Here is a 20,369-nt window from a genome sequence, read left to right as displayed (position 1 = left end):
AACGGGCTGGCAAACATGCGCCGATTATGCACCTTGCGGATGAAGTGCTTGATCATCTCTTCCGCAACTTCAAAATCGGCAATCACGCCATCGCGCAGGCGTCCCTCCGGCGGGGGGGCGCCAAGCTACATCTGCCCCAACGGGACGGTCCTGCCCCCCGGATACCCGCCGCAGAGCTGCCCCGGCGCGCGCCCTGCCGGGTACGCCACGCCGTCCTATCCCCAGCAGGGATATTCACAACAGGGATATCCGCAGGAAGGCTATTCCCAGCAGTCCTACCCGCAGCAGGAAACCTATCCCCCCGGGGCCTACCCGCAGGGTGCCGCCTATCCCCAGAGCGGGTACCAGAGCGGATATTCGCAAGATCAGGGGGGATACTGATCCCCGCGACAACCTGACCCCCAACGGCAGGGGGCTTCACCGTGATGGCGAAGCCCCCTGTTTCACAAAGGCGGCCTGAACCCGTCCGCAGTCCGGACGGGCGCTGCCCCTTCAGGCCGCCGGCGTCATGCCGTCAGTTCGGCAGGCTCCGCACGGTCACGCTTGACCAGCAGCTTGTTCAGCGCATGGACATAGGCCCGCACGGCGGACACCAGCGTGTCGGCATCGGCCCCCTGCCCGTCCACCATCTTGCCGCCTTCCTCCAGCCGCACGGTGGTGCGCGCCTGCGCGTCGCTGCCTTCGGTCACGGCACCGACGGAATAAAGCTGCAGCGTCGCATCATGGGCAACAATGGCGCGAATGGCGTTGAAGGCCGCATCGACCGGCCCCTGCCCGGCGGCGGTGGCATGTTCTTCCCTGCCATCGACCTCCAGCGTCAGTTCCGCCTGCGCCGGGCGGCGCGAACCGGCGGACACGTCCAGCGCGACGAAACGGATGCGGGCATGGTCGCGCACCTCGTCATCGACCAGCGCGACCAGATCCTCGTCATAGATGACCTTCTTGCGGTCCGCGAGGTCCTTGAAGCGGTTGAACGCGTCGTTGAACTGCGCCTCGTCCAGCGCGTCGTAGCCCATGGCCTTCAGCTTGTCGCGGAAGGCCGCGCGGCCCGAATGCTTGCCCAGCACCAGCGAGGAGCGCGTCCAGCCAACACTTTCGGGCGTCATGATCTCGTAGGTCGCGGCGTTCTTGAGGATGCCGTCCTGATGGATGCCGCTTTCATGGGCGAAGGCGTTGCGCCCGACGATCGCCTTGTTGGGCTGCACGTCAAAACCGGTGATGGTGGACAGCATGCGCGACATCTTCAGCAGCTTTTCGGTCTGGATGCCGGTGATATAGGGCAGGACGTCATGGCGCGTGCGCAGGACCATGACGATTTCCTCCAGCGCGGCGTTGCCCGCGCGCTCGCCAATGCCGTTGATCGTGCATTCGATCTGCCGCGCACCCGCGCGCAGGGCCGCGACCGTGTTCGCCACCGCCAGGCCGAGATCGTTGTGGTTGTGGGTGGAGAAGATCACCCCGTCCGCCCCCGGCACGCGCGCGCGCAGGTCGGCGAAGATGCGGGCCATGTCCTCCGGCGTGGAATAGCCTACCGTGTCGGGGATGTTGATGGTCGTGGCACCGGCCTTGATCGCCGCCTCCACGCAGCGGCACAGGAAGTCGGGATCGGTGCGCGAGCCATCCTCGGCCGACCATTCGACGTCATCGGTGAACTGGCGCGCCGCCGTGTTGCCCGCCTTGATGACCTCCAGCACGGTCTCCGGCTCCATGCGCAGCTTGTATTTCATGTGCAGCGGCGAGGTGGAGATGAAGTTGTGGATGCGCCCGCGCTTCGCCTGACGGATGGCCTCGCCCGCGCTGGCGATGTCGTTCTTGCCGCCGCTGCGTGCCAGCGCGCAGACGACCGCCGTCTTCACGGTCTGCGCGATCTGCGCCACGCTGTCGAAATCGCCCTTTGACGCGACGGGGAAGCCCGCCTCGATCACATCGACGCCGAGGTCGCCCAGGGCCTCGGCCATGCGCAGCTTTTCGGCCATGTTCATGGAAAAGCCGGGCGACTGCTCCCCGTCACGCAGGGTCGTGTCGAAAATGATGACACGGTTTTCGTCGATGCGCCCAAAGGACGGATGGTTGATGGTCATTGAAATACCTCGGACATATCCGGATGTGGGACCGGCATTCCACACCGGGCCGGGCCGGGCGGGAATGCGTCATTCGTTTCATGGTGGCCGCATGACGCGGCCCGACTTTCCCCTGGGCGCACCGGAACAGGCCGGCCCTGACCGCTCAGGGGCGGATAAGTCGTAGAAGACGAAGGAGTCCGGCGCGGTCGCGTGCACGCAGGGACATGGACGCCTGCGCGCCTGTCAAACCTGCCTGAATGTGCGTGTCCGTTGCCATGTCGGGCACAATACAGCGCAGACGGCCGATTGCAACACATAATGCGCCCTTCCCCGCCCCTTATCCCGTCACCCGCGTCACCATGGAGGCGGAGGCGAAATACCGGTCGATCGCCTGGACCATCGCACCCGCCACGACCATGCGGTGCGCGGACTGCCGCAGCGCGGCCTCGTCCAGATGGTTGGACATGAACCCCATCTCCACCAGCACGGAGGGGATGTCCGCGGATTTCAGCACGACAAAGGAGGCATGCCGCGCCGGGTGCGTCAGCAGGCTGATGCGCGGGCGGAAGGAGGCGACGATGCTGCTGGCCATGTGCGCCGCGCCATGGCGCGTCTCCTCCGTCACGAGGCTGGCGAGGATTTCCTGCACCTCGGGCGAGGTCGCATGCACCTGCGGGCCACCGAAACGGTCCGCGCTGTTTTCCGAACGCGCGATCGCCGCCGCCTGCGCGTCGGACGCGTGCGACGACAGGGTATAGACGCTGGCGCCCCGTACCATGCGGTCATGCAGCGCATCGGCATGCATCGAGATGAACAGCGACGCCTTGTGCGTGTGCGCAAGGTCCACCCGCCCCTCCAGCGGGATGAAGCGGTCATCGGCGCGCGTCATCGCCACGCGGTAGCGCCCGCTGCCGACCAACTGGCGCTGCAGTTCGGCGGCGGCGGCCTCCGCCACGTGCTTTTCATAGGTGCCGGAAACGCCGATCGCCCCGGGGTCCTTCCCGCCATGGCCGGGGTCGAGCATGATGAGCGGGCGGGGCGGTTCCGCCCGTCCCACGATGGCCGGCCGGTGCAGCGTCGTGTGCGTGGCCCCATGGGATGGGGCAGTTACGCTGGCGTGGGCGCCACCATGATGGGCCGCGCCATGGTGCGCCACCGCCCCCAGCGCGCGGTGCGGGGCGACGGCGGCCATCGCGATCCCGGCCAGCAGCGCACGCCGGCGCACCGCCACGCGCAAATCCATCGGCCCGCCGCCACGCATCGCATGGGGCGGCGTGGCGATGGTCGCGGCATCGGGACGCACGCCATGCGCGGCGTCAGTGCCGGGGACGTGCTGCATATCGGCGGAAGGTACGGTGCGCATGCTGCGATATGGCCTTCATGGGACAGGTCTGGTGTCGGGCCGAGCCATGATACCATCACGCCGCGCGCGCGTCAGTGACATAAACATTCGCAAGGCTTGCAGGAAGCGCGCGGTTGCGCCATGGTGACGGACAGTGGTGGGCGTGCGACGTCCGAACGTCAGGATGGCGGGAAATTGCCCCGTGCCCTGACATGCCGTTCGACGGCGCGAATCCATCCGGCAGCCAGCAGGCGCGCGCCCGCAAGCCTTTTCCGGACCGAATCCATGTCACGGGAATGCCGCTGTAGCGGACCATGCGCGCGACAAAGGCCACCGCACCGGCGCTCCCGATCGACAGGAGGCCGGGTGACACGGACCTGTCGATATTTTTTCACGAAGGCCCCCTTCCGCCATGCGGGACCGGTCCTTCCCCCAGATGGCCGAGGATGGAGTGATGACCACGGTGGACATATCCGCCGACGCGACAGGAACATGCATGTCATGGAACGGCACGATGCCGGGCCACGATGCCACGCATGCCGTCGCCGTCGCGCGTGACGACCGCCATGGGGTCAATGCCGGATACGGTCACCCTTTTTCAATTGATGTTGCTGTCCGTTCCCATTCCCGTTCCCGCCGCCCCCGGAGCATCCTGTGGGGCATTGCGCGGGACGGACGCACGAACCGGACATACCGGAGTTCCCGTTTTAATGACCAAACGCATGCTGATCGACACGACCCACGCGGAAGAAACCCGCGTGGTCGTGATGGATGGTAACAGGCTTGAAGACTACGATGTCGAGGCCGCGGCGAAAAAGCAGCTCAAGGGCAATATCTACCTTGCCAAGGTAATCCGGGTCGAACCCAGCCTGCAGGCCGCCTTTGTCGATTACGGCGGCAACCGCCACGGCTTCCTCGCTTTCAGCGAAATCCACCCCGACTACTACCAGATCCCCGTTGCCGACCGCGAGAAGCTGCTGGCGCTGCAGGAAGAAGAGCGCCGCGCCGAAGAAGCGCGCAACGCGCGTGAGGACGACGAGAAGGCCGAAGGCGAAGACGACGCCACGGACGAGGCCACCGCCCGCGAAGGCGACGCCGAGGAAGCCGAGCCCGAAACCGTCGGCGGCGAGAACGACACCGGCGACGAGCCCGAGGCCCAGCGCCGCATCGCGCGCTTCCTGCGCAACTACAAGATTCAGGAAGTCATCCGCCGCCGCCAGATCCTGCTGGTGCAGGTGGTCAAGGAAGAGCGCGGCAACAAGGGCGCGGCCCTGACGACCTACGTCTCGCTTGCGGGACGGTACTGCGTGCTGATGCCCAACTCGCTGCGCGGCGGGGGCGTTTCGCGCAAGATCACGTCGGTGGCCGACCGCCGCCGCCTGCGTGAAATCATTGCCGAACTGCAGATCCCCCATGGCATGGCCATGATCGTGCGCACTGCCGGCGCGCAGCGCCCGCGCGCGGAAATCATGCGCGACTGCGAATACCTGCTGCGCCTGTGGGACGACATCCGCGAACATACCCTCAAGTCCGTGGCCCCGGCCCTGATCTATGAGGAAGCGAGCCTGATCAAGCGCGCCATCCGCGACATCTATACCCGCGAGGTGGGCGAGATCCTGATTGATGGCGAGGCCGGGTGGAAATCCGCGCGCGAGTTCATGCGCATGCTCATGCCCCAGAACGCGCAGAAGGTGCGGCTGTGGCAGGACCACGGGCAGACGCTGTTCTCCCACTACCGGGTGGAGGGGCTGCTGGATTCCATGCTGTCGCCGTCGGTGCAACTGCGTTCGGGCGGCTACCTCGTCATCAACCAGACCGAGGCGCTGGTCGCGATCGACGTGAACTCCGGCCGCGCGACGAAGGAACGTAACATCGAGGAAACGGCCCTGCGCACGAACCTCGAGGCGGCGGACGAAGTGGCGCGCCAGCTGCGCCTGCGTGACCTTGCTGGCCTGATCGTGATCGACTTCATCGACATGGAAAGCCGCAAGCACAACGGCATGGTCGAACGCCGCCTGAAGGAAGCGCTGCGCAATGACCGCGCGCGCATCCAGGTGGGCCACATCTCGCATTTCGGCCTGCTGGAGATGTCGCGCCAGCGGCTGCGTCCCTCCATCGCGGAATCGACGTTTACGCCGTGCCCGCACTGCGAGGGGACGGGCATCATCCGCGGGGTCGAGAGTTCCGCCCTGCACGTCCTGCGCGCGATCGAGGACGAAGGCATGCAGCGCCGCGCCGCCGCGGTCACGGTGCATGTCGCGCCCGAAATCGCGCTCTATATCCTCAACAACAAGCGCGCATGGCTGCATGAAATCGAGGAACGTCACAAGATGCATGTGACGTTCGCCGCCGATTCCACGCTACATGCGGCGGAATCGCGCATCGAGCGCACCCGTCCGCAGACGGCGCAGTTCGAGGCCCCCGCCCCGGCCATCACGGCCGAGCCGGAAGCCCCGCGCGCCGACGGCACGGGCGTGCGTGAAATCCCGATCCACAGCGAACCGCCCGCCACCGCCGCGGAAGACGGGGCCACGACCCCGGACGCCACCGCCCTGACGGACGAGGACGCGGCATCGGGTACGGACCACCGTCGCCGTCGCCGCCGTCGCCGTCGCCGCAGCAGCACGAACCGTGAGGTCGAGGCGCAGGGCACCGAAACGGTGGAGGCGGAGATCGTCCCCGCCCCCGAACCTGTGGTCGAGGTTGGGTACAAGGGACCGACACCTGCCGATCCATATGGCGATGCGATCATCGACATCTTTGACGTGATCGAGCAGACGACGACCCCTGCGGCCACACCGGCCATCGAACCGGAAGACCCGATCGTGGTGGTCGGGGAGGAAACGCCCGAAGCCCCCGCCGCCGACGAGGAAAAGCCCCGTCGCACGCCGCGTCGGCGCACCCGCCGCACGAACCGTCCCATCACGACGACGGAAACGGTCGTGACGGCCCAGCCCGCGACGCCTGAACCCGAGGCCCCGGTGGAAGCCCCGGCGAAGGTGGAGACGGTGGAAGCCGAAGTGGTGGAGCCGGTGGTCGAGGCGCAGCCGGAACCCGTGGTTGAAGAAGAGGTGAAGGAAAAGCCGCGCCGTCGTCGCACGACCACGCGCAAGGCCACCACAACCACGACCCGCAGCCGCGCGAAGAAGGACGAAGCCGCAGAGCCGGCCGAAGCCGCCCCTGTCGCGACCACGCCGGAAGAGGAAAAGGCCGAGGAGAGCGTGACGGAGGCCAAACCCCGCCGCAGGCGCGCAACCACCACGCGCACCACGGCCACTGCCGCCAAGACGCCGACCCGCCGTCGCACCAGCACGGCCAAGGCCACCAAGGAGGCGTCGGACGCCGTTGCCGATGATGCCGCCCCGGTCGAGGCGGAAAAGGCGGAGGAAAAGCCCAAGGCCCGTCGCGTGACGCGCCGCAAGAAGGTGGAGGCTGAACCCGCGGCATCCCCGGCCCCCGAGGCCGAACCCGCAGCGGAAGAAAAGGCCCCGGCCCGCAAGGCGACCCGGACCCGCCGCAAGAAGGTGGAAACCACGACAGCGCCAGAGGCTGCACCGGTGGAACCGGCAACCGCCGAAACCACCGAGGCCGCGCCCGCCCCGAAACGGCGCACGGGTTGGTGGAAACGCTGATCCACGCAGCCTTTTCATGGCGTGACTGACAGGACAGGCCCTGCATCCTCCCCGGATGCAGGGCCTGTTCCTTTTGGGGACGTTTCAGGGCATCGGGTTGATGAAACCGGAAAGTTTGCGGGGGCGTCTTTTTTCAGAAAGGAGGCATTCCCTGAAGCTTTTTGGAAAAAGCTTCACCAAAAACTTCTTTACGGTCTTTCATCAGGGATGAGGACATCATCATGGAACTCCGTTCGCAACGCCTCGTCCTGCGTCCGTGGGAAGACAGGCACCGGCAGCCATTCGCGGACATGTCGGCAGACCCGGCCGTCATGGGATACATGATGCCCCTGACACCGCATGCCGCCCATACGACATGGATCGACAACCAGCGTAACCGGGTGGGATATGATGCCCCGTTTACCGGCTGGCGCATGGCGCGTCCCTTCTGGGGCCGGGGTTACGCGCCAGAGGCCGCAGCCACCTGCCTGCGCTTCGGATTCGAGGGACTGGACCTGCCGGAAATCGTCGCAAACACGGTGTCGGCCAACCTGAGATCCCGTCGCGTCATGGAAAAACTGGGGATGGTGCACGACCCCCGGGACGATTTCGACCACCCGCGCGTCCCACGTGGCCATCCCCTACGCCGCCAGGTCCTTTACCGCCTGACACGGGAACGCTGGCTGGCGCAGAACGCCGCGTAAATCATTCAGAAGTTTTTGGTGAAGCTTTTTCCAAAAAGCTTCGAAAGACGCCGCCGTTTCAGATCAAAAGGCGGCACCCAAGAACTTTTATTCACAAAGTCTGCGCCACCAGCCGTCCAACCCCGGAAAAGAGTGCGGCAAACTGCTGTTCCGTGGGTGTCCCGCCCCGCGTATAGACACATATGACGATGGGCGTCCCCGGCCGGGGCCATGCCACCGCGATATCGCCCGCCGCGTCACGGGCATTATTGCCGGTCTTGTCCCCCACCACCCAGTTCGCGGGCAATCCGGCACGCAGCCGGTTCCTTCCCGTCTGGCATCCGACCATCCAGCGCGTCAGCAGTTCGCGCGACGATGCCGACAGGACCGTGCCCAGAACCAGTTTCTGCACAATCGCCGCCATGGCCGCAGGCGTCGTGGTATCGCGCACCCCTCCGGCAGGCGTGCGGTTCAGGTAGGGTTCGGGGTCATCCAGCCGCGTCGTCACATCGCCCATGGCCCGCCAGAACGCCGTCAGTGCGGATGGCCCGCCAATACGCGACAGCAGAAGCGTGGCGCAGCTATTATCGCTCTGCTCCACCGCGGCCTCGCACATCTCCCCCACCGACAGGCCCGTGCGTCCCTGCGCCAGCGCCGCCTTCGCCACGGGGGCGTACCAGTCCTGAATGTCGGCTGCGGTCAGGGGAATGACACGCTCCAACCCGTCATGCCCCTGATCGACATGCGACAGCACGCAGGCCACCAGCGATGCCTTGAACGTGGAACACATGACGAAACGTTCGTCTGCGCGCCACAGCAGTTTGTGCCCCGTTGCGATATTGTGGGCACAGACGCCGACATGGCCGCCCGTGGCATGTTCATAATCGGAGAGGACCGAAGGCACCGCCGCATGAGCAAAGGAAGGCGACAGCATGAAGGCTGACCCACATGATATGAAACCGCGACGCCGCATATGTTTCCCGATTCATCTTGATACCGGTTTCAGGATGTCTCTTAGAAATATCCGTGGGCCTGGATAAGTCAAAAAGGTTTCTGGATGGTGCCCTTTTTCAAAAAGGCGGTGTCTTTTGAAGCTTTTTGAAAAAAAGCTTCACCAAAAACTTTTGAATGTCTTCCCAACATTCCCTTACGCAGGCGCGTCGGGCAGGGCCGGTGCGGTTTCCCAGCCAAGGCCGACGATAACGGCGCTGCGCCGTCCCATCCCGTCCATGCGCAGGACGATGACGTTCTGTTCCTCCAGATACGTCAACTGCCGACGTGCACGGCCCAGCGAATGGGTGCCATAGGCCCGCGCGATCGTCGCATCCGACGGGCAGGGCAACTTTTCCAGCGCGCTGCGGGCAATCAGCAGGAATATCCCCTGCACGTCTTCCGGCAGGGCAGAGGCCATCTGTTCGGCCTGTTTCCACACGTCGGTCTGCGCCATACGGGCATCCACGCCAGCCCGCGCGGTGGCCAGCGCGCGGCGGAAACGCGGCATGTCCAGCGCCTGGCGGCCCATCCCCTCGATCCGGCAGCGGACAAGGAAGTCCTGGTACAGCACATGGACCGGGCGGAAACCAGCTTCCTCGTCCTGCAGGATGTCCGCAAGGATCGCGGCGAAACGCTGCTTCTGTTCCTCCGGGTCGATATCAGGGACGGCCTGCGCCTCGACCTCGGCCTCCGCGCGGGCGACATCCGCATGGGCGGCCAGTTGCGCCAGGATATCGGGCGGCGGGGCGGCGGGACGCGGCGCGCGCACGGGCAGTTCACGCTCCGGCACGGGGGTCAGGATCAGTTCGCGGATTTCCTCGCTCGGGGCGGTCGGCTCGAACGGCATCAGGGCGGGGCCGGCCGAGCGGCTTTCGGTCTCCACCGGGCCGATCCGCACCGCCAGCGGGCGGCGGCTGATGGCCGGGCCAAGGGCCACGAAACAGCCACGTTCAAGGTCACGGAAGCTTTCGGCCTGCCTGCGCTCCATGCCCAGCAGGTCGGCGGCGCGCATCATGTCGATATCGAGGAAGGTGCGCCCCATGAGGAAATTGGACGCCTCCGCCGCGACATTCTTCGCCAGCTTCGCCAGCCGCTGCGTCGCGATGATCCCGGCCAGTCCGCGCTTGCGCCCCCGGCACATCAGGTTGGTCATCGCGCCAAGGGAGGCGCGCCGGGCCTCGTCCGAAACCTCGCCCGCGGCTGCCGGGGCGAACATCTGCGCCTCGTCCACCACCACGACCACGGGATACCAGTATTCGCGCGGCACCTCGAACATGCCGCCGAGGAAGGCGGCGGCCCGGCGCATCTGCACCTCAGCATCCACGCCTTCGAGGTTCAGCACGACGGAGGCGCGATGCACGCGCATGCGCTCGCCCGCCGCCTGCAACGCGGCCTCGGTATGTTCGGCGGCGTCGATGACCAGATGGCCGTAACGGTCGGCAAGGCTGACGAAATCGCCCTCGGGATCAATGATCGCCTGCTGCACCAGCCGCGCGGACTGTTCCAGCAGGCGGCGCAGCAGGTGCGACTTGCCCGACCCGGAATTGCCCTGCACCAGCAGGCGCGTGGACAGCAGTTCCGCAAGGTCCATCGTGACGGGGCCATCCCCCGCGGTGGCCCCCCGTCTCTCCCCAATCGTGATCGCTACCGTCATGGCGCTGACGGATACAGCCCCTTGGGGGTGTCATGCAACCATTGCACCACACCCTGCGCCGCCCGGCGTCCCATCGCAATGCAGGCCTGCAGCAGGTAGCCGCCGGTCGGCGCCTCCCAGTCCACCATTTCCCCCGCGACGAACACGCCGGGCAGCGCACGCAGCATCAGGTGCGCATCCACATCGTCCCAGCGCACGCCGCCGGCCACCGAAATCGCCCGGTCGAGATCATCCGTCCCCTCCACCACCAGCGGCACGTCCTTGAGCAGGGCCGCCAGCGCCTGCGGATCACGCGGCAGGCTGACGCCCGCCCCCTCGCGCAGCAGGGCGAGCATGACGGGCGACAGGCGCAGCGCCTTGCGCAGCAGGTTCGACACGCTTTCGCGTCCCCGCACGCGCGCAAGGCGCTGCGTCACCTGCGCGATGTCCATGTCCGGGCGCAGGTCGATATGGATGCGCACAGGCCCCTGTCGTGCGATCGCATCGCGGATGGGCGCGGACAGGGCATAGACCACCCCGCCCTCGATCCCGCTGCGTGTGACCACGGCCTCCCCGCGTGCGCTGAGGTCACCGATCCGCAGGGCGATCCCGTGCAGGGGTACTCCCTCGAAGCGGGTGCGCATCAGGTCGGACCAGCCGATGCGAAAGCCGCAGTTGGCGGGCCGGAACGGGGCGACGTCCACGCCACGCGCCGCCACGATGTCGCGCCATGCGCCATCGGCCCCCAGCCGCGCCCAACTGGCACCGCCCGTCGCCAGCACCAGCGCGTCGGCGCGCAGCGTGGCCTCCGTCCCGTCCGGCCCCGCGACACGGACATGCCCGGCAGCGTCCCATCCGCGCCAGCAATGCCGCGTCATGATCCGCACGCCCGCCCCCTCCAGCCGCGCGATCCAGGCCCGCAGCAGGGGGGAGGCCTTCATCGCGACGGGAAAGACCCGGCCGCTGCTGCCGACATAACAGGGCTGCCCCAGTCCCGCCGCCCATGCGCGCATGTCATCCGGCCCGAAGGCCGCAAGGGCGGCCTCAAGATGGGGCCGCGCCGCGCCATAACGCGCCATGAAACGCGCCATCGGTTCGGAATGTGTCAGGTTCAGGCCGCCACGCCCGGCCATCATGAACTTCCGCCCCACGGTGGGGCGCTGTTCGAGCACGCGCACACGGCACCCGGCGGCGGACAGGACCTCCGCCGCCGACAGGCCCGCCGGGCCGCCGCCAACGACAATGACATCCATCCCCGTGATATCGCGCGCGCCGGGACCCGCCATCAGATGATGTAGTCGAGCGGCGGGAGCATCTGGTCCATGGTGAAGGCCGGAAGCGAGGAATGCCGCGTGCCCACCGCGCGCGCGGGATTGCCGACGACGGTGGTGTAGGGGGCGACGGATTCAAGGACGATCGACCCCGCGCCGATCTTCGCCCCCTCCCCGATCTCGATATTGCCCAGGATCTTGGCCCCTGCCCCGATCAGCACGCCGCGCCGCACCTTGGGGTGGCGGTCGCCCACGTTCTTGCCGGTGCCCCCCAGCGTCACGCCCTGCAGCAGGGAGACATCGTCCTCCAGCACCGAGGTCTCGCCGATCACGATGCCCGTGCCATGGTCGAACAGGATGCGCCGTCCCAGCCGCGCGGCCGGGTGGATATCCACCGCGAACAGTTCCGAAGAGCGGCTTTGCAGGTGCAGCGCAAGGTATTCGCGCCCGTTGTTCCACAGCCAGTGCGCCACGCGGTAGCTCTGCACCGCATGATAGCCCTTGAAGAACAGGAAGGGCGTTGCGTAATTGCCCGTCGCGGGGTCGCGTTCGCGGATGGCGACAAGGTCGGCGGCGGCGGCGGCCACGATATCGGGATCTGCGGCGAACACCTCCGTCACCAGTTCGGACAGCGCGTCGTCGGCCACGGCGCGATCCCCCAGCTTGCGCCCGATCAGCGCCGCGAGTGCCGCGCCAAAGGTCGCATGGTTGCGGATCCCGGTAGCCAGCAGCCCCTTGACCAGCGGGTCGCAGCACCCGCAGGCCCCTTCGACGATCTCACGCCACAGGGCGTCGATATCGATGCCCGACAGCGTGGGCGGCAGGACCGGCGGCCGGCTGTGATTGGTCATCGGCGGGGCGGATTGACGTTCAGACATGTCGGAGCGTCCGTTCAGGAAAGACGAAAGGATAACACGAAACCGATGGTCCGCGCGCTACAGCCCCATGGCGTGGCGCGCGAATGCCCGGCGCAGCGGCGTGATGCGGTTGACCCCCGCCAGCCCGATATCGCGCGCAAGGCGCAGGACGGGATTGTCATTGCCAAACAGCCGTTCGAGCGCATCCGTCGCCGCCAGCATCAGCATGTTGGCCGGGCGGCAGCGCGCCTGGTAATCGCGCAGGACGTCCGGTGCGCCCACATCGCCGCCGCGCGCCTGCACGCCCGCCAGCAGGTCCGACAGCGCGATCACGTCACGGAAGCCAAGGTTGAGCCCCTGTCCTGCGATGGGATGGATCCCGTGGGCCGAATCCCCCACCAGCACAAGGCGCGTGTCGATGTAGCGCTGCGCATACTGCGCCGACAGCGGATAGACCCAGCGCCGCCCCACCGGCGTCACGGCCCCCAGCCAGTCGCCCATGCGACGGTGGATTTCATGGGTAAAGGCCTCGGCCGGCAGTTCCGCAAGGCGGTGGGCCAGCTTTTCTTCGTCCGTCCAGACCAGCGCGGACAGGTTGGGATGTTCGGCGGTGCCCGCCATCGGCAGTTGCGCGAAGGGACCGGCAGGCAGGAAATGTTCCAGCGCGCGGCCTTCATGCGGGCGTTCATGCGCCACGGCGCACACGATCCCGCACTGGTGGTACGGCAGGCGCGTCACCACGATCCCGGCCTGCGTGCGCAGCGGGCTGCGCCGCCCTTCCGCCGCAACGACAAGGCGCGCGGAAATGGTGCGCCCGCTGCGTGTCGTCACCAGCGCGCCTTCGGCACGGCGCACGACCGTGGCCTCGTCCGGGGCAAGGACGGTGACACCGGGCTTTGCATGCAGCGTGGCGTTCAGCGCGACACGCAGGGCGCGCGCCTCGATCATGGAGCCGAACGGCTCGGTCGCGTCCTCGCGCCCGAATTCGAGGAACAGCGGCGAAGGCCGTTCCCCCGGACGGCCATCGGTGACGCGGATTTCGCGGATGTCGCATGACGGCATCGGCAGGTTGCCCCACACGCCCGCCGCCTCCAGCAGGCGGCGCGACCCGGCCGCGATGGCATAGGCACGCCCGTCAAAGGCGGGATGTTCCATCGGCGGCAGGGCGGCGCGATCAATGATGACCACGCGCAGCCCCTCCACCGCCAGGCGGCATGCAAGGGTCGCGCCCACGGGGCCCGCCCCCACGATGCAGACATCGACCTCCATCGCGTCCGCCGGGGTGGACGGGGGGGGTGTCATGTGTTCGCTCATGGTCTTCGTCTCTGTCCTGATCCGTGGCCGCCGCGGGGAACCGCAGGCCCCGCCGGGGTGTTCACGCGCAATGCCACGCAGATATGGCATGCAACGCACCTGCTGTCCAAACGCTGCGCACCGGCGCCAAACGCCACGCAGGCGACGCAAGACGGATGACATGGCGATCACACTCGCGGTATAGGAGGGATGCGGATGCATGAACGACGCCCCGGCCCCGCCCGCAAAGACAGGAATGGAGACATGGTGAGATGAAGCTTGTCACAGCCATCATCAAGCCTTTCAAGCTCGACGACGTGCGCGAGGCGCTGACCCCGCTGGGAATCCAGGGCCTTACCGTGTCGGAGGTCAAGGGATTCGGGCGTCAGAAGGGCCAGACCGAAATCTATCGCGGCGCGGAATACCATGTCAGCTTCCTGCCCAAGATCAAGATCGAGGTCGCGGTGCCGGACGACGTGGTCGAACAGACGGTCGAGACCATCGTGCAGGCCGCCCACACCGGCAAGATCGGTGACGGCAAGATTTTCATCACCCCCCTTGAAAGCGTGGTGCGCATCCGCACCCGTGAAACCGGCGACAGCGCGCTCTAGGCGCGGGTCCGCCCATCCTTTTTCATCACGGCCCTGAGCGATCATACCGGAGGACCATTTTTTCATGATTTTTTCCCGCCGCACCTGCCTGACCGTTGCCATGGCCCTTGGCCTTCCGGCCGCACTGGCCCTGTCGCCCGTCACCGGCCAGGCCCGTGAAACGTCGAAATCCTGCCACCAGAAATTCGTGGCTGCCCGCACGGCAGGCACCCTGAACGGGCAGACCTACAAGGCCTTCAAGGCCGCGCAGTGCGACGACGCCGCAACCCCGGCCACGGCGGCAACGCCTGCGGCACCGGCCGCCCCCGCGACGACTGGTGCCCCTGCCGAAGCCCCGAAGGCCACGCCCCCTGCTGCTGCCCCTGCTGCTGCGGCCGTTGCCCCCGCGGCGACCAACGCCACCCTGCCGAGTGCGATTTCTCCCAAATACGCCAAGGAAGCGACAGGCAAGGCCCGCCTGCACACCTGCCTTGACCAGTACAACGCGAACAAGGCGGCCAACGCCAATGGCGGCCTGCGCTGGATCCAGCGCGGCGGCGGATATTACAGCGTGTGCAACGCCCACCTGAAGGGCTGATTTCCCTTCATCCCGTCCTCCGCCCATGCGGGGACGGGATGAACTCCCGCAGCAAACCTGCGTGCAATCGTTCAAAAGTTTCTGGTGAAGCCTTTTTCAAAAAGCTTCAAAGAACGCTGCCCTTTTCAAAAAAAGGCCGCGCCCGGAAACTTTCATTCCGCCTTCACATTCCCCTCATGGCTGCGGGTGCCTTACCACCGGCACAGCCGCAGGATGCTTTACGGCAGGCGCTGCCGTGCCGGCCGCTGGCCTGACGAATGCCTGCCCGGTCGCATATGAAATCCAGACCCGGTGCGCCGCGAACCAGTCGGACCCCAGCAGCATCTCCAGCCCTTCGCGCAGGGGGGCGACCGTCATGACGGGATTGCGTTCGAGCTCATGGCCGATCTGCAGGCTGTCGAAGCGATGCCAGTGATAGACATCCTCGTGCCCGTCGATCCCGCTGGTGACGCCACCGGGATCGGTCTCGAGCTTCTGCGCGGGCACGCCAAGGCGCGCGGCCAGCCGGGGCGAGACAATGCGTGAGCGCGCGCCACTGTCGAGCAGCGCCATCACCGGCTGCCCGTTGATGCGCACGCCCAGCATGAATCGGTTTTCCTGCCGTTGCAGCGACAGGGTGTCATACCATCCCGCCCATGCCGGGGGCTGCGCGCAGGCGATGGATTGCGCATGCACTTCCCACAGGCCCAGCTGCCCGTTGGGGACATCCATGTCGAGGTCGAAGCGCGACAGGACATCCCCCCCGACCAGCCCCCCGATCGGCGGCGTGATCATCGGCTGTCCGGGCAGTACGCCCACCGGCGCGGACATGACGCCGAAATCGATCCCGCCGATACGCAGGTCCGGCACGATGGCGTTGGGCGTGGCATGCGCCGTGCCCCCCGTGCCATGGACCACCGTCTGCTGCTCCGGGTCGAGGCCGAGGCGCAGGTGATGCACCATCTCCGGCGTCAGCAGCCCGCCATCCGACCCCGTATCCACCAGCAGGCTGATCTCCCGCCCGGCCACCTGCGCCACGATCGACAGGTATCCGCCATCATTGCGCAGCGGCAGTTGCGCGACATGCCGGCGCGAACACAGCCGCGCCTCGCCCTGCGCATGGGCGGGCCGTGCGGGCAGTGCGGACACACAGGACAGCAGCACGGACATGCAGGCGATGATACGCCATGGCCGCAGGGGGCGGCCGGGGGAAGGCACCACCATCCCTACAGCCGGTCGGCAAACGAATCCGTCGCGTCCAGCAGGGCCGACATGATCCCCGGTTCCGACATGGCATGTCCCGCCGCGTCGATCAGCCGGAACGTCGCCTCCGGCCAGGCGCGATGCAGGTCCCACGCCGTGCGCATGGGGGTGGCAATGTCGTAACGCCCCTGCACGATCACGGCCGGGATGTGGCGGATCAGGCCGACATTGCGGATCAACTGCCCTTCCTCCAGCCAGCCGCCATGGACGAAATAATGGTTCTCGATCCGCGAAAATGCGGTGGCATAGCGGATGTCCGCATGCTGCGTCGCGATGTCGGGCATCGGCAGCAGCGTCAGCGTCTCGCCCTCCCACAGGCTCCACGCCAGCGCGGCGCGGTTGCGTTCTTCTTCATCCGCCCCCGTCAGGCGCCGGTGATAGGCCCCGATCAGGTCATCGCGCTCCTCCGGCGGGATCGGGGCGATGAAGCGTTCCCACTTATCGGGGAACAGCCATGACGCGCCTTCCTGATAATACCACAGCACCTCCGCCCGCCGCAGGGCGAAAATCCCGCGCAGCACCAGTGCCGTGACCCTGTCGGGGTGCATCTGGGCATAGGCCAGCGCCAGCGTCGAGCCCCATGACCCGCCGAAGACCATCCACGCCTTCACGCCCGTCATTTCGCGCAGGCGTTCGATATCGCCGACAAGGTGCCACGTCGTGTTGTGCTCCAGCGAGGCATGCGGCTTGGAGCGTCCGCATCCGCGCTGGTCGAACAGCAGGATGCGGTAGCGCGTCGGGTCGAACATCCGCCGTTGCAGCGCGGAGCAGCCGCCCCCCGGCCCACCATGGAGGAACACGACGGGAATCCCGTCGGGATTGCCACACAGTTCCCAATAGACCCGGTGCCCGTCCCCGGTATCGAGGTATCCGTGGTCATACGGGTCAATGGGGGGATAGGGCTGGCGGGGGAACTGGTTCATGGCTGTAGAAAACTCCGGGGTCGTGCGGGGACACTCTACACCTGTGCGCGGGGATGGGCACGGCTCCATACGTCAAGCAGGCGCGATTCGTCGGCAAGGGTATAGCGCTGCGTCGTGGACAGGCTGGCATGGCCCAGCAGTTCCTGGATCACGCGCAGGTCCGCGCCCCCTTCCATCAGGTGCGTTGCAAATGAATGGCGCAGCGCGTGCGGGGTTGCATGTTCCGGCAGGCCCGCCATGTGCCGCCATGTCCGCATCGCGCGTTGCGCCACGGCCGGTTGCAGGCGGCCGCCGCGCACGCCGGGGAACAGCGGGGCCCCGGCAAGGGGCGCGGGATGGTGACGCCGCCATTCGCGCAAGGTACGTCCCACCACCGGCAGGATGGGCACCATGCGTTCCTTGCCGCCCTTGCCTTTGATGCGCAGCACGCCCTCGTCCGTCCCGCCGCCCAGCGCCATGGCGCGGTCAAGGTCGGCAATGTCGAGCGACAGCGCCTCCGAAATGCGCAGGCCGCAGCCATACAGCAGCAGGAACAGCGCCCCATCGCGCATGCGCGCCATGGGGGTATGCGCGATTTCCGCGACACCCTGCGGCACCTCGAGCGCATCCTCATGGTTTAGCGGGCGCGGCAGGGTCTTCTTCACGCGCGGGGCGGCCAGCAGCGCAGGCGCTGGATTGTCCACCCCGTGATGCCGCGCGAGGTAGCGGAAGAACGAGCGCAGCGCCGACACCCGCCGCGCGCGCGTGCGCGCCGCACGGTCGCGGGTGGTGACGCGGTGGCCCGGGCGCGGGCGCAGCGCCTGGTCATGTTCGAACGCAAGCCACGCCCGCAGGTCCGCAAGGCCGAGCGTATCGACGGCCGCGACATCGACCTCGCCCCCGATATGCGTGCCAAGGAATTCGATGAACCGGTGCAGGTCCCCGCGATAGGCCTCCACCGTGCGGGGGGAGGCACGGCGTTCATCTGCCATCCACTCCAGAAAACATGCGCATGCCTGCATGGCCATCATGGCGTGTCGTCCCTTGCCTGCCGGGTGTTGCGACACCCGTTCATGATCCCCCGTTCATGATCCCATGTGCCCCCCCATGCAACAGCAGGCAAGACATCCGCCCGCCACGACGCTAGAAAACCCCCATGCCGCGCCGCAACCACACGCCAGACCTGCTGGAGTCGCAACCGGGCACGCCCCCTGACGCCCCATCCGGCACTCCGCAACGCGTCCGGGTCATGCTGCCCCTGCCATTTGCCGGCGCGCTGGATTACCGCATGCCGCCCGCAGGCAACCTGCAGCCGGGCGATATCGTCACCGTACCGCTGGGCCGGCGCACCGAAACCGGCGTGGTATGGGACGCGCAACTGCGGCTGCCGCCCGAATTCATGCCGCCCCCCATGCCCACTGTCGCATCGGGCCGGCTGCGCGCGGTCAGCGCCCGGCTGGACCTGCCGCCCATCCCCGCCGCCCTGCGCCGCTTCATCGACTGGGTCGCGGCCTACACCCTGTCGCCACCGGGCATGGTGCTGGCCATGGCGCTGCGGGCCAACGCCATGGCCGCGGCCCCCCGCCCCGCCGCCGGGTGGCAGGTGACGGGCGACGTGCCCACGGACCTGCGCCTGACGCCCGCGCGGCAGAAGGTCCTTGAGGTCGCGGGCACGGGCGCGCCGCTTTCGACCACCGAACTGGCGAAGCAGGCGGGGGTCGGCGCCAGCGTCGTGCGCGGACTGGCGCAGGCGGGCTGCCTGCGTGAGGTCGTGCTGGCGACGCCGCCTGCGTTCGGCCTCCCCGACCCTGCCCACGCCCCTCCCGTGCTGGAGGGCGAGCAGGCCGACGTGGCCCATGCCCTGCGCGACACGGTGGCGGAGGACCGGTTTTCGATCACGCTGCTTGAAGGGGTGACAGGATCGGGAAAGACCGAAATCTATATGGAGGCCATTGCCGCGTGCCTTGAAAAAGGACGGCAGGTGCTGGTGCTGCTGCCTGAAATCGCGCTGTCCTCGCAATGGACCGGGCGTTTCGCGCGGCGTTTCGGCACGCAGCCCGCCCTGTGGCATTCCGACCTTGGCGCGCGACTGCGGCGCATGACGTGGCGGGCGGTGGCCGATGGCACGGCGCGCGTGGTCGTCGGCGCGCGCTCGGCGCTGTTCCTGCCCTTTTCACGCCTTGGCCTCATCATCGTCGATGAGGAACACGAAACCTCCTTCAAGCAGGAGGAAGGCGTGACCTACAACGCGCGCGACATGGCCGTGGTGCGCGCGCGCATGGACGCCGCCCCCATCATCCTGGTTTCCGCCACGCCAAGCCTTGAGACACTGGCCAATGTCGGCGCGGGGCGTTACCGCCACCTGCGGCTGGGGGCGCGGCATGGCAATGCGTCCATGCCGCAGGTGCGCGCACTCGACATGCGCGCCGACCCGCCCGAACGCGGGCTGTTCCTCTCTCCCGTGCTGGTCGGCGCGATCGAGGACGCGATCGGGCGGCAGGAACAGGCGATGCTGTTCCTCAACCGCCGGGGCTATGCGCCACTGACGCTGTGCCGCACCTGCGGGCACCGGATGCAGTGCCCCAACTGCACCGCGTGGCTGGTGGAACACCGCGCGCGCCGCATCCTGACGTGCCATCATTGCGGGCATAACGAACCGATGCCCCCCGCCTGCCCGTCATGCAACGCCGAAGACAGCCTGACCCCCATCGGCCCCGGCGTCGAACGCATTACCGAGGAGGCGCGCGCCACCTTCCCCGATGCGCGCATCCTTGTGATGGCGAGCGACACGCTCCACGGTCCGGCCGCCACGGCGGACGCGGTCGAACGCATCGCCCGGCGCGAGATCGACCTGGTGATCGGCACGCAGATCGTCGCAAAGGGGTGGCACTTCCCGCACCTGACGGTGGTGGGCATCGTCGATGCGGACCTCGGCCTTGGCGGGGGCGACCTGCGCGCGGCCGAACGCACGGTGCAACTCCTCCACCAGGTGGCGGGCCGCGCGGGCCGGGCGGAGGCGCAGGGACATGTCCTGCTGCAGAGCTACGTCCCCGACCACCCGGTGATGGAGGCCCTCGTCTCCGGCGATTTCGCAAGCTTCATGGAACAGGAGGCCGAACAGCGCCGTCCCGGCTTCTGGCCGCCCTTCGGCCGCCTTGTCGCCCTGATCGTCAGTGCCGACACACCCGAGGCCGCCGATGCAACCGCCCGCGCGCTGGGGCAGGAAGCCCCGCGCCTTGAGGGCGTGCAGGTGCTGGGGCCCGCGCCCGCGCCACTTGCCATCCTGCGCGG

The 20,369-nt window shown here is 67.5% G+C and carries 15 protein-coding genes and 1 pseudogene; 5 read left to right on the top strand and 11 right to left on the bottom strand.

Translation table 11 applies throughout. From position 1 onward, the window contains the following. From KMAL_RS13615 to KMAL_RS13605, 3 genes and pseudogenes are all read right to left on the bottom strand, one after another. Positions 1-98: pseudogene (locus KMAL_RS13615) on the bottom strand (rod shape-determining protein); the annotation flags it as partial. Between the two features lie 408 nt (positions 99-506). After that, positions 507-2,081, bottom strand: a complete 1,575-nt coding sequence (locus tag KMAL_RS13610; protein WP_110096180.1) for a 2-isopropylmalate synthase — start codon at positions 2,079-2,081, stop codon at positions 507-509. 319 nt (positions 2,082-2,400) lie between these two features. Beyond that, positions 2,401-3,324, bottom strand: coding sequence for an N-acetylmuramoyl-L-alanine amidase family protein (locus KMAL_RS13605; protein ID WP_408887928.1), 924 nt, complete (start codon positions 3,322-3,324; stop codon positions 2,401-2,403). 791 nt (positions 3,325-4,115) lie between these two features. Between KMAL_RS13605 and KMAL_RS13600 the strand changes: the two genes are divergently transcribed. Both KMAL_RS13600 and KMAL_RS13595 read left to right on the top strand, forming a co-directional pair. Further along, on the top strand, positions 4,116-7,037 hold the full coding sequence (locus tag KMAL_RS13600; protein WP_110096179.1) for an Rne/Rng family ribonuclease: 2,922 nt from the start codon (positions 4,116-4,118) through the stop codon (positions 7,035-7,037). A 221-nt stretch (positions 7,038-7,258) separates the two neighbouring features. After that, positions 7,259-7,720 carry a GNAT family N-acetyltransferase gene (locus KMAL_RS13595; protein WP_110096178.1) on the top strand — a complete coding sequence of 154 codons (462 nt, stop codon included), beginning with the start codon at positions 7,259-7,261 and terminating at the stop codon, positions 7,718-7,720. A gap of 91 nt (positions 7,721-7,811) precedes the next feature. Here the strand turns inward: KMAL_RS13595 and bla are convergent, their stop codons facing one another. The 5 genes from bla to KMAL_RS13570 form a co-directional block, all read right to left on the bottom strand. Further along, positions 7,812-8,633: a class A beta-lactamase gene (gene bla / locus KMAL_RS13590; RefSeq protein ID WP_239020147.1), complete on the bottom strand. Its 822-nt coding sequence runs from the start codon at positions 8,631-8,633 to the stop codon at positions 7,812-7,814. A 213-nt stretch (positions 8,634-8,846) separates the two neighbouring features. Continuing rightward, complete coding sequence (locus KMAL_RS13585; RefSeq protein ID WP_110096176.1) at positions 8,847-10,346, bottom strand: ATP-binding protein; 1,500 nt, start codon at positions 10,344-10,346, stop codon at positions 8,847-8,849. Beyond that, entirely contained in the window at positions 10,343-11,611 is a 1,269-nt protein-coding gene (locus tag KMAL_RS13580) for a BaiN/RdsA family NAD(P)/FAD-dependent oxidoreductase (RefSeq protein WP_239020146.1), read from the bottom strand. The genes KMAL_RS13585 and KMAL_RS13580 overlap by 4 nt, the downstream gene beginning before the upstream one ends. Next, a complete protein-coding gene (cysE, locus tag KMAL_RS13575; protein ID WP_110096175.1) occupies positions 11,611-12,474 on the bottom strand; it encodes a serine O-acetyltransferase in 864 nt (287 codons plus the stop codon). The genes KMAL_RS13580 and cysE overlap by 1 nt, the downstream gene beginning before the upstream one ends. 57 nt (positions 12,475-12,531) lie before the next feature. Next, the gene (locus KMAL_RS13570; protein ID WP_110096182.1) at positions 12,532-13,755 is read right to left on the bottom strand and encodes a UbiH/UbiF/VisC/COQ6 family ubiquinone biosynthesis hydroxylase; all 1,224 of its coding nucleotides are present in this window, start codon (positions 13,753-13,755) and stop codon (positions 12,532-12,534) included. A 263-nt stretch (positions 13,756-14,018) separates the two neighbouring features. Between KMAL_RS13570 and KMAL_RS13565 the strand changes: the two genes are divergently transcribed. Beyond that, positions 14,019-14,357, top strand: coding sequence for a P-II family nitrogen regulator (locus KMAL_RS13565; protein WP_110096174.1), 339 nt, complete (start codon positions 14,019-14,021; stop codon positions 14,355-14,357). 64 nt (positions 14,358-14,421) lie between these two features. Beyond that, on the top strand, positions 14,422-14,934 hold the full coding sequence (locus tag KMAL_RS13560) for a hypothetical protein (RefSeq protein WP_167400051.1): 513 nt from the start codon (positions 14,422-14,424) through the stop codon (positions 14,932-14,934). Positions 14,935-15,108: 174 nt separating this feature from the next. Here KMAL_RS13560 and KMAL_RS13555 read toward each other — a convergent pair whose 3' ends face one another. Genes KMAL_RS13555 through KMAL_RS13545 form a run of 3 tightly spaced genes read right to left on the bottom strand, consistent with a single transcriptional unit; the run spans position 15,109 to position 18,109 of the window. Next, positions 15,109-16,137, bottom strand: coding sequence for a retroviral-like aspartic protease family protein (locus KMAL_RS13555; RefSeq protein WP_110096173.1), 1,029 nt, complete (start codon positions 16,135-16,137; stop codon positions 15,109-15,111). A gap of 2 nt (positions 16,138-16,139) precedes the next feature. Then, positions 16,140-17,099 carry a prolyl aminopeptidase gene (gene pip / locus KMAL_RS13550; protein ID WP_110096172.1) on the bottom strand — a complete coding sequence of 320 codons (960 nt, stop codon included), beginning with the start codon at positions 17,097-17,099 and terminating at the stop codon, positions 16,140-16,142. Positions 17,100-17,134: 35 nt separating this feature from the next. Beyond that, the gene (locus KMAL_RS13545; RefSeq protein WP_110096171.1) at positions 17,135-18,109 is read right to left on the bottom strand and encodes a tyrosine recombinase XerC; all 975 of its coding nucleotides are present in this window, start codon (positions 18,107-18,109) and stop codon (positions 17,135-17,137) included. A 125-nt stretch (positions 18,110-18,234) separates the two neighbouring features. Here KMAL_RS13545 and KMAL_RS13540 point away from each other — a divergent pair. After that, positions 18,235-20,369: primosomal protein N' (locus KMAL_RS13540; RefSeq protein ID WP_110096170.1), on the top strand; the 2,135-nt coding region annotated here is incomplete at its 3' end.

Origin of the sequence: Novacetimonas maltaceti, assembly GCF_002906255.1 — a bacterium.
GTDB lineage: Bacteria > Pseudomonadota > Alphaproteobacteria > Acetobacterales > Acetobacteraceae > Novacetimonas > Novacetimonas maltaceti.
Note: the sequence above shows the minus strand (reverse complement) of the source record. Positions and strands in the feature narration are given on the sequence as shown.

What these genes read in the sequence shown, in the direction of transcription:
- KMAL_RS13565 (WP_110096174.1), top strand. Translation starts at nt 14,019, where the DNA reads ATGAAGCTTGTCACAGCCATCATCAAGCCTTTCAAGCTCGACGACGTG.
- KMAL_RS13570 (WP_110096182.1), bottom strand. Translation starts at nt 13,755, where the DNA reads ATGACACCCCCCCCGTCCACCCCGGCGGACGCGATGGAGGTCGATGTC.
- KMAL_RS13585 (WP_110096176.1), bottom strand. Translation starts at nt 10,346, where the DNA reads ATGACGGTAGCGATCACGATTGGGGAGAGACGGGGGGCCACCGCGGGG.
- KMAL_RS13560 (WP_167400051.1), top strand. Translation starts at nt 14,422, where the DNA reads ATGATTTTTTCCCGCCGCACCTGCCTGACCGTTGCCATGGCCCTTGGC.
- KMAL_RS13600 (WP_110096179.1), top strand. Translation starts at nt 4,116, where the DNA reads ATGACCAAACGCATGCTGATCGACACGACCCACGCGGAAGAAACCCGC.
- cysE (WP_110096175.1), bottom strand. Translation starts at nt 12,474, where the DNA reads ATGTCTGAACGTCAATCCGCCCCGCCGATGACCAATCACAGCCGGCCG.
- KMAL_RS13595 (WP_110096178.1), top strand. Translation starts at nt 7,259, where the DNA reads ATGGAACTCCGTTCGCAACGCCTCGTCCTGCGTCCGTGGGAAGACAGG.
- pip (WP_110096172.1), bottom strand. Translation starts at nt 17,099, where the DNA reads ATGAACCAGTTCCCCCGCCAGCCCTATCCCCCCATTGACCCGTATGAC.
- KMAL_RS13545 (WP_110096171.1), bottom strand. Translation starts at nt 18,109, where the DNA reads ATGATGGCCATGCAGGCATGCGCATGTTTTCTGGAGTGGATGGCAGAT.
- KMAL_RS13605 (WP_408887928.1), bottom strand. Translation starts at nt 3,324, where the DNA reads ATGCGTGGCGGCGGGCCGATGGATTTGCGCGTGGCGGTGCGCCGGCGT.
- KMAL_RS13555 (WP_110096173.1), bottom strand. Translation starts at nt 16,137, where the DNA reads ATGGTGGTGCCTTCCCCCGGCCGCCCCCTGCGGCCATGGCGTATCATC.
- bla (WP_239020147.1), bottom strand. Translation starts at nt 8,633, where the DNA reads ATGCTGTCGCCTTCCTTTGCTCATGCGGCGGTGCCTTCGGTCCTCTCC.
- KMAL_RS13580 (WP_239020146.1), bottom strand. Translation starts at nt 11,611, where the DNA reads ATGGCGGGTCCCGGCGCGCGCGATATCACGGGGATGGATGTCATTGTC.
- KMAL_RS13610 (WP_110096180.1), bottom strand. Translation starts at nt 2,081, where the DNA reads ATGACCATCAACCATCCGTCCTTTGGGCGCATCGACGAAAACCGTGTC.